General features: G+C 70.0%; 12 protein-coding genes. 11 read left to right on the top strand and 1 reads right to left on the bottom strand.

The annotated features are described in order from the left end of the window. Positions 1-200: 200 nt before the first annotated feature. Positions 201-1,190 carry an SGNH/GDSL hydrolase family protein gene (locus tag LV75_RS30340; protein WP_253890786.1) on the top strand — a complete coding sequence of 330 codons (990 nt, stop codon included), beginning with the start codon at positions 201-203 and terminating at the stop codon, positions 1,188-1,190. 152 nt (positions 1,191-1,342) lie between these two features. Then, a complete protein-coding gene (locus LV75_RS30335) occupies positions 1,343-2,371 on the top strand; it encodes a zinc-dependent alcohol dehydrogenase family protein (RefSeq protein WP_253890785.1) in 1,029 nt (342 codons plus the stop codon). On the opposite strand, the gene LV75_RS30330 is transcribed toward LV75_RS30335, so the two are convergent. Continuing rightward, positions 2,372-3,400, bottom strand: coding sequence for an LLM class flavin-dependent oxidoreductase (locus tag LV75_RS30330; RefSeq protein WP_253890834.1), 1,029 nt, complete (start codon positions 3,398-3,400; stop codon positions 2,372-2,374). Positions 3,401-3,462: 62 nt separating this feature from the next. Here LV75_RS30330 and LV75_RS30325 point away from each other — a divergent pair, with 62 nt between their 5' ends. The 9 genes from LV75_RS30325 (at position 3,463) to LV75_RS30285 (ending at position 12,034) form a co-directional block, all read left to right on the top strand. Continuing rightward, positions 3,463-3,912: a MarR family winged helix-turn-helix transcriptional regulator gene (locus LV75_RS30325; protein ID WP_253890784.1), complete on the top strand. Its 450-nt coding sequence runs from the start codon at positions 3,463-3,465 to the stop codon at positions 3,910-3,912. Between the two features lie 51 nt (positions 3,913-3,963). Then, positions 3,964-4,596, top strand: a complete 633-nt coding sequence (locus LV75_RS30320; RefSeq protein WP_253890783.1) for an HAD family hydrolase — start codon at positions 3,964-3,966, stop codon at positions 4,594-4,596. Between the two features lie 46 nt (positions 4,597-4,642). Further along, complete coding sequence (locus tag LV75_RS30315) at positions 4,643-5,620, top strand: FecCD family ABC transporter permease (RefSeq protein WP_253890782.1); 978 nt, start codon at positions 4,643-4,645, stop codon at positions 5,618-5,620. Continuing rightward, positions 5,617-6,657 (top strand): FecCD family ABC transporter permease, encoded by a 1,041-nt coding sequence (locus LV75_RS30310; RefSeq protein WP_344799730.1) that lies wholly within the window; start codon positions 5,617-5,619, stop codon positions 6,655-6,657. The genes LV75_RS30315 and LV75_RS30310 overlap by 4 nt, the downstream gene beginning before the upstream one ends. Positions 6,658-6,753: 96 nt before the next feature. Next, the gene (locus tag LV75_RS30305) at positions 6,754-8,388 is read left to right on the top strand and encodes an ABC transporter ATP-binding protein (RefSeq protein WP_253890780.1); all 1,635 of its coding nucleotides are present in this window, start codon (positions 6,754-6,756) and stop codon (positions 8,386-8,388) included. Continuing rightward, a complete protein-coding gene (locus LV75_RS30300; RefSeq protein ID WP_253890779.1) occupies positions 8,381-10,078 on the top strand; it encodes an ABC transporter ATP-binding protein in 1,698 nt (565 codons plus the stop codon). Before LV75_RS30305 ends, LV75_RS30300 begins: the two co-directional genes overlap by 8 nt. Then, positions 10,078-10,884, top strand: a complete 807-nt coding sequence (locus LV75_RS30295; RefSeq protein WP_253890778.1) for an alpha/beta fold hydrolase — start codon at positions 10,078-10,080, stop codon at positions 10,882-10,884. Before LV75_RS30300 ends, LV75_RS30295 begins: the two co-directional genes overlap by 1 nt. A 107-nt stretch (positions 10,885-10,991) precedes the next feature. Further along, positions 10,992-11,219: an MbtH family protein gene (locus tag LV75_RS30290; protein WP_253890777.1), complete on the top strand. Its 228-nt coding sequence runs from the start codon at positions 10,992-10,994 to the stop codon at positions 11,217-11,219. A gap of 2 nt (positions 11,220-11,221) precedes the next feature. Next, positions 11,222-12,034 carry a siderophore-interacting protein gene (locus tag LV75_RS30285; RefSeq protein WP_253890776.1) on the top strand — a complete coding sequence of 271 codons (813 nt, stop codon included), beginning with the start codon at positions 11,222-11,224 and terminating at the stop codon, positions 12,032-12,034. The last annotated feature ends 50 nt before the right edge of the window (positions 12,035-12,084 follow it).

Here is a 12,084-nt window from a genome sequence, read left to right as displayed (position 1 = left end):
ACCGCGCTCGCCCGGCCGGTTCCCGTGGGCGGGTCTTGGGAGCAAGGCACGGCCGTGGGGCGGCTTATGCCCAGGCTGCCCCACGGTAGGGTCGCCGTCACCAGGGTGGGTGAGGCTGCTGGCGTCCGCCCTCTGTGGACGGTACGACTCGGGATGCCGCGCCGATCCGCGCGGCGCCGTCGCCCCGAGGAGCAGATCCGATGACGCGTGCCCACGTCAGACTCGCCACCGCGCTCGCCGTGACCTTGGCCGCGACCGTGCCCGCGTTGCCCGCCCACGCCGCTCCCGCCGCGCCGTACCAGTGGGTGGCGCTGGGGGATTCTTATGCCGCCGGTGCGATCCCCGCCGCCGGGGTCGAGCTCGCCGTGTCCGGCGGTCGCGACGGCTGTGGTCGGACGGCGGGTTCTTACCCGGAGTTGTTGCGCGAACGGCTGTCAGCGGTGTTCGACCTGACCAATGTGACCTGCGCGGGCGCGACCATCGCGAACCTCTACAACCAGCCGCAAGAACCCACCGGCTACAACTTGCCCTTCTTCGATGTGTTCGACCCGGATTACCCGTTCCCGGTAGTGCCACCGCAGATCGATGCCATCACCGAGAGCGCGAACCTGGTGACTATAGGCGTCGGTGGTAACACCTTCGGGTTCCTGGAGTTGGTCTACGCGTGTTTGCAATTGGGCAGCTACGCGGATAAGGACCTTGACCACCCTTGCAGTGACTACTTCACCTCTGGTGGTGACGGCGTACCTACCGTCACCGAACGGCTCACCATCGTCAGCCAGGAGTACGGCGACCTTATAGAGATGATCCGCGCGCAGGCGCCCAACGTCTCCGTGGTCGTCGTCGGCTACCCGTCGATCATCCCCGAGGACGTCAACACCTGTGTCTACGGCGACTCCCCGCGGGCACTGCGCAACTTCGCCACCGCCACGTACCCAGACCTGCGGTGGCTGCGCTCGGATGTGCTGGAGCGGCTCAACCAGGTGATCGCCCAGCAGGCCGCGATGCACAACGCGATCTATGTCGACACTTACACCGCCACGCTGGGACACGACGTGTGTAGGCCTGATGGGGCCAACTGGGTGGAGGGGATCGTCGACCGCTCCGGCGGTTGGGCGTTGATCCACCCCAATGCGGCGGGTCATGCGCGTATTGCGGACACCATCGAGGCAGTCCTGCCTCCTCGTTGAGCCATCGGTAGTACTGACTCAGGCTCGCTTATCGGGTGTGGTCTGCCGACTCTTGCCCTACCGCCGCTTCCGACCTTTGGCTTGCGACCCTTGACCATGCGTGGCCCGTCCCCGAATGCTGGACGGGTCCGCGCGTGGGAGGGAGACGGTCGGTGCGTGCCGTGGTGTTCGAGCAGTTCGGCGAGGACCCCTGGGTCGAGACGGTTCCCGACCCCACCCCGTCCCCGCGCGGGGTGGTCATCAGCGTCGCCGCGACCGGCCTGTGCCGCAGCGACTGGCACGGCTGGATCGGGCACGACCCGGACATCCGGCTGCCGCACGTGCCCGGCCACGAGCTGGCGGGCACCGTCGCGGCGGTCGGTGCGGACGTCACCCGGTGGCGGGAGGGCGACCGGGTCACCGTGCCGTTCGTCTGCGCGTGCGGCCGCTGCCCGTCCTGCGCCGCCGGTGACCAGCAGGTGTGCGAGCGGCAGACCCAGCCCGGGTTCACCCACTGGGGATCGTTCGCCGAGTACGTGGCCGTCGAGGACGCCGAGGTCAACCTGATCGGCCTGGCCGACGACATGCCGTTCGCGACCGCGGCTGGCCTGGGCTGCCGGGTGGCGACGGCGTTCCGCGCGGTGATCGCGCAGGGCCGGGTGGCGCCGGGGGAGTGGGTCGCCGTGCACGGCTGCGGCGGGGTCGGGCTCTCCGCGGTCGCTGTGGCGGTCGCCGCGGGGGCCAGGGTCCTCGCGGTCGACATCTCGTTCGCCGCGCTGGAGATGGCCGCGTCCCTTGGCGCGGTGACGTGCCTCAACCCGGTGACGACGGTGGACATCCCGGCCGCGATCATCGAGGCCACCCGCGGCGGGGCGCACTTGTCGCTAGACGCGCTGGGTAGCCCCGCCACGTGCGCGGCCTCGATCACCTGTCTACGCCGCCGTGGACGGCACGTGCAGGTGGGGCTGCTACCCAAGGACCCGCCGGTGCCGATGGCGCGGGTGATCGCCTACGAGTTGGAGATGCTGGGCAGCCACGGTATGCCTGCCCACGCCTACCCGGAGATGATGTCCATGGTGTCGACGGGAATCCTCCGCCCCGACCTGCTCATCACCCGCACCATCCCACTGGAGAAAGCGCCGTCAGCGCTAACGGCCATGGGCAACACCCCCGGCAACGGCGTCACCATGATCGAGCCGTGACTACTCGCCGAACTCCTTGCGGACCTGCGGCAGCACCTCGGTGCCCAGCAGTTCGATGGCGTTCATGACCTCCTTGTGCGGCACACCCGCCCAGTCCATCTGCATCGCATAGCGATCGGCCCCAACGAGCTTGCCCACGGTGATCATGCGGTCGGCGATCTCGTCCGGGCTCCCCGCGAAGAGCGCCTGGGCGTTGTGGGTGTAATTGTCGTAATCGGCGCGCGATGGCACAGACCAGCCGCGGGCCCGGGCGCCGTACTTCATGGTTTCCAACCAGTACGGGTAGAACGTGTCTTTGGCTTCCTGCGACTTCCGCGAGATGAAGCCGATAGCGCCCATGGTCACGTGCAACCCGGTCTGGCCGCCGCTCTCACCTGCCCGCCGGTAGAGGTCTACGAGCGGGGCGAACCTCTCCGGCTGCCCGCCGATGACCGCGTACACCACCGGTAGGCCCAACAGTCCCGCTCGGACGGACGACTGCGGGTTCCCGCCCGTGCCGACCGAGATGCGCAGGTGCTCGCCGTAGGGCCGCGGCAGGACGCGCGCGTCCTCCAGCGGCGGGCGGAACCGGCCCGACCAGGTGATCGGGTCCTCGCGGTCCAGGTGCAGCAGCAGCGCCAACTTCTCGTCGAACAGGTCGTCGTAGTCGCCGAGGTCCGCGCCGAAGAGGGGGAACGACTCGGTGAACGACCCCCGGCCCGCGAGCAGCTCGGCACGACCCCGGCTGAGCTGGTCGAGGGTGGTGAACTGCTGGTAGAGCCGGACCGGGTCCTCGGTGCTGAGCACGGTCACCGCGCTGCTGAGCGTGATCCGCTCGGTGATCGCCGCCGCCGCGGCCAGGACCGTGCCCGGGTTGGAGATGGCGTAGCTGTCGAGGTGGTGCTCACCGAGCCCGTAGAAGGACAGGCCGAGCTCGTCGGCGAGCTTGATGCGCTCCAGCGTGTTCGCCAGCGCCTCGGCCACCGTGACCTGCGCGCCGGTGACCGGGTCTGGGTGGCGGTCGGCGAAGCTGTAGATGCCGAGTTCCATGCGGGCCTCCATTCACCTTATGATGACACATCAACAAACTTGGTGGACGGGAGCTTCCCCGCATGTGGCTCAACGACCGCGAGGCCCGCGTCTGGCGGGCCCACCTGGCCCTGCACCGCGACCTCCAGGCCGTCCTGGAACGCCGCCTGGCCCGCGACAGCGGCCTCTCCCTCGCCGACTACGCCCTGCTCGTGCCCCTCTCGGAGTCCCCGGACGGCCTGGTCAGGGCCCGCGACCTGGCCACCGCCGTCGGCTGGGAGCGCAGCAGGCTCTCCCACCACCTCAGCCGCATGGAGTCCCGAGCCCTGATAACCCGGGAAACCTGCCCCGACGACGCCCGGGGCGCCATGGTCCGCCTCACCCCCGAGGGTCGAGCCGCCATCACCGCCGCCGCCCCAGACCACGTGGCGACCGTCCGAAGGACCTTCCTCGACCCTCTTACCGACGCCGACCTGGCCGCCCTCGACGACATCTACAGCCGCCTCTCGGCGGCGCTCGCAGCGGAGGAGTGACCGCTAGCGTGAGGGCGGCTCTCCGTGGTCGGTGAAGGTGAGGGAGGCGTAGTGGGGGTTCGCGATGTCGTGTGGCAGGCGAAGGCGGTGGTCTTCGACCTGGATGACACGTTGCTCATCACTCGAGTCGTCAAGTGGGCACACCACCAAGCCGTGGCTGCGCGGTTCTACGGGATTGAGCTCAGCGAAGACGAGCTAAGAGAGCACTGGGGCAAGCCGTACGACCAGTTGATCGGGCTCCTCTACCGCCACTCCGCACCTCTAGACGAGATGAAGGCCGCCAACCTCAGCCTCGAACACCTCTATCGCAAGACCGCTGCCACGGGAGCCCTGGACCTCGTTCAAGCCCTCCTCGACAACGGCACCCACGTAGGCGTCGTCACCTCCGCCAACACCGACCCCGCCATCACCGACCTCCACCACGCGGGCTTCTCCGCCGACCGCCTCGCGTTCGTGCACGGTGCCGATAGGACGACCAAGCACAAGCCCGACCCCGAGGTCTTCGCGGAAGCCCGGCGGATCCTCGCCAAGAGTGGCGTCCGCGACGCCGACACCGTCTACATCGGGGACGCGCTCATGGACCTGCACGCGGCCAGGGGTGCGGGCTTCGGGTTCGTCGGCGTTGGACCCGAGTTCGAGGTGGAGGGGGTCCAGTGGGTGCGCGACCTGGGCGAGCTAAGGTGAGCCTAACCTGAGTTCACAGGGTGGTCTTGGTGGTCTGGGAGGTGCGGTGCGGGTCGGCTTACTCGGGGTGGGGTTGGTCCTCGTCCTCCTGGCCAGCGTGGCGATCGGGTCCCGGACCATCCCCCTCTCGACCGTCTGGGACGTGCTGACCGGGGCGCTGCCCACCGGTGACGAGGCGACGATCATCTGGGACCGGCGGGTCCCGCGCACGCTGCTCGGCCTGCTCGTCGGCGTCGCGCTCGGCGTCGCTGGCGCGCTGATGCAGTCGCTGACCCGCAACCCGCTCGCCGACCCCGCCCTGCTCGGCGTCGACATCGGTGCCTCCACCGCGGTCGTGGCCGCCATCGCCTTCTTCGGCATCACCACCGTCGGCGGCTACATCTGGTTCGCCTTCCTCGGCGCCGCCGTCGCGTCCACCCTGGTCTACCTGCTCGGCTCGACCGGGCGCGCGGTGACCCCGGAGCGGATGGTGCTCGCAGGCGCGGCCATCACCGCGACCCTCGGCGCGTTCGTGGCCGCGACGATCGTGCTCGACCCGGCGGCGTTCCAGCAGTTCCGGTTCTGGCAGATCGGCTCGCTCGACCAGCGCGGCATGGACGTCGTGTCGCAGGTCCACTGGTTCATCCTCGCCGGGCTGCTCATCGCGGCCGGGCTGGCCGCGCCGCTCAACGCGATCGCACTCGGCGACGAGACCGGGCGCGCGCTCGGGGTCAACCTGAGCACCGTCCGGCTCGGTTCCGCGGCGGCGATCACCCTGCTCTGCGGGGCCGCGACGGCCGCGGTGGGGCCGATCGCGTTCATCGGGCTGACCGTGCCGCACATGGCCCGCGCCGTCGTCGGGCCGGACCTGCGGCGGGTGCTGCCGCTGTGCGCCCTGCTCGGTCCGGTGCTGCTGCTCGGCGCGGACGTGGTCGGCCGGTTGATCATCTCGCCCCGGGAGATGGAGGTCGGGATCATCACCGCCTTCGTCGGCGCCCCGGTGTTCATCGCGCTGTGCAGGCGCCGGAAACTGGCTCACCTATGAGCCTGGTGACCGGCATCCCCCTGCGCGTCGGTGGCCTGTCCACCCGAGCTCACCCCCGCGCGATCATCGTGGTCATCGCCTTGCTCGTGGCCACGCTTGGTCTCGCCGTGCTCGGCATGCTCACCGGCGACTTCCCCCTGAACCTGACCCAGTTGCTGAACACGCTCAACGGCGCGGGCACCGGCGGCCAGAAGTACATCGTCTTCGACCTGCGCCTGCCCAGGGTGACCATCGCGGTCATCGTCGGTGCCGCGCTGGGGATCAGCGGCGCGATCTTCCAGAGCCTGTCCCGCAACCCCCTGGGCAGCCCCGACATCATCGGCTTCTCCACCGGCTCCGCCACCGGCGCCATCCTCGTGCTGATCGTCTTCGGCGGCGGGATCACCGAGATCGCCCTGGGTTCTATCGCGGGCGGCATCGTCGCGGCGATCATCGTGTACGGACTCGCCTATAGGGCAGGCGTCCAGGGCTATCGACTGATCCTCATTGGCATCGGCGTCACAGCCGTCCTGGGTTCGCTGAACACCTACATCCTCACCAGGGCCGGTCTTCGTCAAGCCCAATCAGCCCAGGTTTGGCTCGTCGGCAGCCTTAACGGTCGGGGCTGGTCGGAAGTACTTCCGGTAGCTATAGCGCTCGCGCTCCTCCTTCCGGCCGCATTGGTGCTAGGCCGAAGGTTGGGTCTACTCGAGATGGGTGACGAGACCGCGACCATGCTCGGCATCCGCACCGAGCCCACCCGTCTCGCGCTTGTTGTCATCAGCGTTGCCCTTACAGCAGTGGCGACCGCGTGCGCGGGTCCTATCGCGTTCGTCGCACTTGCCGCGCCACAGTTGGCGCGTCGACTGGCCGGTTCGGCCGGGGTCGCCATATTGCCCGCCGCGGCCATGGGTGGGGCGCTATTGCTGGCAGGAGATGTGTTGTCGCAACGCGTTTTCGGCCAGAACGCGCTACCGGTCGGAGTTGCCACTGCCGCTCTCGGTGGGCTCTACCTTGCCTGGTTGTTGGCGAGTGAGTGGCGTTCCGGACGGCGCTGATCCATCACATTGACACCCCACCGGGTGGCAAGTAAGGATGACCTAACTTTTCTTAGCGCGCCCTGACTCGCGCGCGCCCACAGGGAGGACACCGGGGTGGATCTGCTGCGCAGCGGCCTGCGGGGGGAGCGGGTCGTGCTCGGCGCGGGCCTGGCCGCCACGGTGGTCCAACAGGCCGCGCTGCTCGCCCTGCCGTGGTGCGTCCAACACGGCCTCGACGAGGGCATCGCGCCCGGCGACACCGGCCGCACCGCGTTCTGGTCGGTCACCACCGCCGTGGTCGCCCTCGTCATGCTCACCGCCGCGATCGCGGGCAAGTGGTGGGCGAACCTGGCCGCCAACCGGATCGCGCACGCCCTGCGCGCCGACCTCGCGCACCGCGTCGGTGCCCTCGACCGCGCCGCCCTCGCGCCGTTCGGCCGAGGTGACCTCGCGATGCGGGTCACCAGGGACACCGAGATGATCACCGCCTGGGTGCAGGGGCTGACCCGCTGGTCGCGGGTCGCGGTGACCGTGCTGGTCGTGGTGCCCGCGGTCGCCGTGCTCGACCCGGTGCTGCTCACCGTGCTGCTGGTCGCGATGCCGCTGCTCGGCCTGCTCAACGCCCAGTTCCCCGGCCGGTACCGCGCCGCCAACGAGCGCCTCTCCGGCGCGCACGGTACCCGCGCGGACGCGGTGGAGGACCTGCTCTCGGCCAGCGCCGCGGTGCGCGGCCTTGGCGGCGAGCAGGTGCTGGTGCGCAGGCACACCGAGGTCAGCGCGCACGTCACCCGGCACACCCTGGGCGTGGCCCGGATCTCGGCGTGGTGGGTCTCCGCCCCGCCCGCGCTGCTGCGGCTGGCCGTGGCGATCGGCCTCGCGGTCGGCGGGCTCGCCGCCATCGACGGCCGGATCAGCGTCGGCTCCCTGGTCGCCTTCACCTCCTGGATGATCACCATGACGGTCGCCGTGACCGTCCTGGTCGACCTGCTGGTCAACCGCGGCCAGGCCAGGGTCGCCGCGGCGCGCGTGGCCGAGGTGCTGGCCGCCCGCCCCGCCGTCGCCGCCCCCGCCGACCCGCGGCCGCTGCCCGAGACCGGCATGCTCGCCGCCGTCGGCGTCACCGCGGTGCGCGAGGGCCGCACCGTGCTCGACCCGGTCGACCTGGTCGCCGGTCCGGGGGAGTTGGTCGTCGTGACCGGCCCGACCGGGTCCGGCAAGTCGGTGCTGGTGCGGTTGCTGTGCCGGTTGGACGATCCCGAGCACGGCACCGTCCACTTCGGAGGGATCGACCTGCGGCTGGCCGACCCGGAGCAGGTGTGGCGCCGCATCGGCGTGGTGCCGCAGCGCCCGGTGGTGCTATCCGGCACGATCCGCGACAACATCACTCTTGACCGGGACATCGATCTCGACCTCGTGCGTGAGGCCTGCCGCGTCGCCGCCCTCGACGAGTTCATCGAGGGCCTCCCCGACGGTTACGACACCGTCGTGGGCGAGCGCGGTGAGACTCTCTCCGGCGGGCAGGTCCAACGGCTCGCGTTGGCTCGGGGTCTGCTGGACAAGCCGCCGGTCCTGGTGCTCGATGACGTCACCTCCGCGGTCGACGCCGACACCGAGCGCACCATCTTGCGCAGGCTGCGCGACTGGTCTCCCGACACCGCGATCATCTTCGTCACGCACCGCCCGGCCGTTGTCGCCGCCGCGGACCGCTTGATCACCCTCGCCGAAGACATGGAGGTCGTCGGTGGCTGAGATCCGCACCCTCGCCGAGGCGCCGTCCACCAAGGGTGTGCTGCGCCGCTTCTGGCCCTACCTGCGGTCGCACCGCTGGCGCATCGCGGCCGCCCTGCTCACCACCGCCGCGGCCACCGCGGCCGTGGTCGGCATCGCCCCGGTCATCGGGTCGGGCGTGGACGCGGTGCTCGGCAAGGACCGGGACGGGTTGTGGCTGGCGGTGTTCGTCCTCGTCGGACTGACGCTGTGCAGGCTCGTGCTGCTCGCCGCCGCCGAGTTGCAGCTCACCTCGGTCGGCGAGCGGGTCGTGCGGCACCTGCGGGAACTGGTCGTGGACCGGCTCGCGACCGCGCCGCTGCGCTTCATCGAGGCGCACCGCACCGGTGACCTGCTGCGCCGCAGCACCGGCGAGGTCGCCGAATTGGCCCAGTTCGTCCGCGCCAGCCTGCCCGACCTGCTCGGCGCCCTGATCACGCTGAGCATGACGATCGTGGTCCTGCTCGCCTACTCCTGGCTGCTGACCCTGATCCTGCTGGCGGTCTTCGTGCCCGCCGCGGTGCTGGTGCTGCGCTGGTTCGAGCGCGACGCCGACGACGCGTTCGGCGACCAGGCCGCCGCCGAGGCCACCATGGCCGCCCAGTTCACCGAGTTCGTCGCGGCGGGGGAGACGCTGCGGCTCGGCGGCGGTGTCGGTGCTCGGTTGCGCCGCTTCGGCCGATCGAACGATGAGGCACTTAAAGCGGCCAACCGCACGGTCGCGGTGCAGAACCGCCTAGAGACGATGAGTCTGCTTGAGGGCCTCTCCACCGCCGTGCTGCTGCTCCTCGGCGTGTGGTTCGTGACCTCCGACCAGATCAGCGTCGGCACCGTCGTGGTGTTCGTGCTGGCCACCAGGAACCTGTTCGAGGGCGTACTCAACCTCTCCGAGCTCTTGGCCGAGATGCAGCTCGCCCGCGTTGGCCTTGCCCGACTGCTCGACCTCCTGGACGCGACCGAGCGGCAAGGTAAGAGCGGCGCGTCCGCTACGGCTCCCGAGCGCGCGGAACTGTCCACTTCGGATCTTGGCTATGCCTACGTCAACGGATCCGAGGTACTGCACGATGTTTCGGTGTCCTTCACCGAAGGCGACCGCGCTGGGCTGGTAGGCCAAACGGGCTCCGGTAAGACAACCCTCGCCAAGCTGCTTAGCGGCCTCTACACCCCTGACCGCGGCAAGGTCACCTTCGGCGGGGTCGACCTCGCCGACCTCGATGAGGCTGACCTGCGTGGCAGGCTTGTCCTCGTCCCGCAACAGGTCCACCTGGTCGATGGCACGATCGCCGATAACCTCGCCTTGGCGCCGACAGCGCCAACTCGCCAGGACATGGTCGCCGCCGTGCACGCGCTCGGCCTCGACGATTGGGTGGCGTCGTTGCCCGATGGCCTCGACACGGTCGTCGGGCGTCGCGGTGATCGGCTCTCCGCGGGGGAGCGGCAGATCCTCGGTCTGGTCCGGGCCTCGCTCGTCGACCCGGCGGTCCTGATCCTCGACGAGGCCACCGCCGACATCGACCCGCAGACCTCGGCCCGCCTGGAACGGGCTGTCGACCGGCTGCACACCGGCCGTACCCTCATCGTCATCGCCCACCGCGAGGCCACCATCGAGCGGCTGCCGCGCGTGGTCCGGCTCGCTGAGGGAAGGGTCGTCCACGAAGAAAGGGCCATCTAGTGCCGGTAGTCGACCTCAACGGCATCAGTCTGAGCTACCACGACAAGGGCACCGGTGACCCTGTCCTGATGCTGATGGGCACTGGCAGCTCAGGCCGCGTGTGGCACCTGCACCAGCAGCCCGCTCTTGTCGCCGCCGGGTACCGCGTGATCACCGTGGACAACCGGGGCATCGCGCCCACCTCCGAGTGCGCTGATGGCATCACCGTGCCCGACATGGCAGCCGATGTCGTTGCCCTTGCCGAGCACTTGGAGCTCCCGAAGATCGCTCTTGTCGGTACATCCCTCGGCGCGCGCATCGCCGTTGAGGTCGCTGCGACCCGGCCCGGGTTGGTCGACCGGCTCGTGCTGATCGCGACCCGCTCCCGTCAAGAGGCGCTGCACGCCGCCTTCGACGCGGGCGAGTTGGAGTTGGCGGCCGCGGGCATTCGATTGCCGCCGCGCTATCACGCAGCTTCTACAGCTTTGTGGAACCTTTCTCCGCGCACGCTGTTCGACACCGACAAAGCGCGGGAATGGCTCGACATCCTCGAGTTCGCCACCCAGCCCGCGGGGCCCGGCGTGCTGGCGCAGATGGCGATCGTGGACGATCCCGGACTGCTCGCCCACTGCGCCCGGATCACCGCGTCCACGCTGGTCATCGCCTTCGCCGACGATGTGGTCACCCCGCCGCACCTGAGTCGTGAGGTCGCCGCCGCGATCCCCGGCGCTGGCTTCGAGGTGGTCGCCGACGGGGGGCATTACGGCTATTTGGAGCAGCCCGGCGCGGTCAACGCGCTGCTGCTGGACTTTTTCGGCCACCGTTGATCTCGACTGTGTGACCGAACGCGCACCGGGGTGGCTGGCACTTTTCCCGACCGGCGAATTAGGTTAGCCTAACCAACGATTCCGGTATCCCCTGAGGAGTGCGCGCGATGTCGACCAACCCGTTCGACGACGAGAACGGCACCTTCCACGCCCTCGTCAACGACGAGGGCCAGTACTCGCTGTGGCCGACGTTCGTCGACGTCCCGGCGGGCTGGCAGGTCGTGTTCGGCCCGGACACCCGCGCCGCCGTGCTCGCCCACATCGAGGCCACCTGGACCGACATGCGCCCGCGCAGCCTGGCCCAGCGGATGGACGCCGACCGGGCGAGCGCCTGACCGTGGGCGCGCCAGCGGTGGCGGGCCGGGGCCCGGCCGGACGCGATTCGTTGCGCCCGTACCGGCTCACCGTGGCCAGGACCACCAGGGTCACCCCGCACACCGTGCGGATCACCCTGACCGGGGCGGATCTGGCGCACTACACCGAGGTCGGGCCGGAACCCCGCTGCAAGGTGCTGCTGCCGCCCGCCCCGGGTGCCGAGGTAGTGGTACCGGACGCGGTCCCGTTCTGGGACGCGATGCGCGCCATCCCGGAGAGCTTGCGCCCGATCGTGCGGACCTACACGGTGCGGGCGGCGCGACCGGACGAGCGTGAACTCGACATCGACTTCGTATTGCACGGCGACACCGGCCCCGCCTCGCGCTGGGCTGCTGCCGCGCGGGAAGGCGACAAGATCGGCCTCTATGGCTGCCTGAGCAGCTTTGGCCCACCTACCGACACGAGCGCTTACCTGCTGGTCGGCGACGAGACAGCGCTGCCCGCGATCAGCGGGATCGCCGCGTCACTCCCGGCAGGTGTGCCTGCCCGGGTGCTGGTGGAGGTCGATTCCGCGGCCGAGGAGCAGCCGTTGCGGTCCGCGGCCGACCTGTCGGTCACCTGGCTGCACCGCGATGGCGCCGAACCGGGTACGGGAACCCGGCTCGCCGACGCCGTGCGCGCCGAGTCGGTCGACCCGCGCACCTACGCGTGGGTCGCGGGGGAGTCCTCGGCCGTGCAGGCCGTGCGCGCGACCCTGGTGCTGGAGCGGGACCTCACCAAGCAGCGCGTGTACTTCAGCGGCTACTGGCGGCGTGGGCACGCCGAGGACGAGTAGACCGCTTCCTCCGATGAAATCCAACCGACGCCGGGACGACACGGGTCCCG

The sequence above is a fragment of the Actinokineospora diospyrosa genome (assembly GCF_024171925.1).
GTDB lineage: Bacteria > Actinomycetota > Actinomycetes > Mycobacteriales > Pseudonocardiaceae > Actinokineospora > Actinokineospora diospyrosa.
This window is presented reverse-complemented; position numbering and strand designations above follow the sequence as displayed.

Excerpts from the sequence above, each read along its gene's own strand:
- LV75_RS30325 (WP_253890784.1), top strand. The coding sequence starts at position 3,463 with ATGTGGCTCAACGACCGCGAGGCCCGCGTCTGGCGGGCCCACCTGGCC.
- LV75_RS30330 (WP_253890834.1), bottom strand. The coding sequence starts at position 3,400 with ATGGAACTCGGCATCTACAGCTTCGCCGACCGCCACCCAGACCCGGTC.
- LV75_RS30340 (WP_253890786.1), top strand. The coding sequence starts at position 201 with ATGACGCGTGCCCACGTCAGACTCGCCACCGCGCTCGCCGTGACCTTG.
- LV75_RS30290 (WP_253890777.1), top strand. The coding sequence starts at position 10,992 with ATGTCGACCAACCCGTTCGACGACGAGAACGGCACCTTCCACGCCCTC.
- LV75_RS30310 (WP_344799730.1), top strand. The coding sequence starts at position 5,617 with ATGAGCCTGGTGACCGGCATCCCCCTGCGCGTCGGTGGCCTGTCCACC.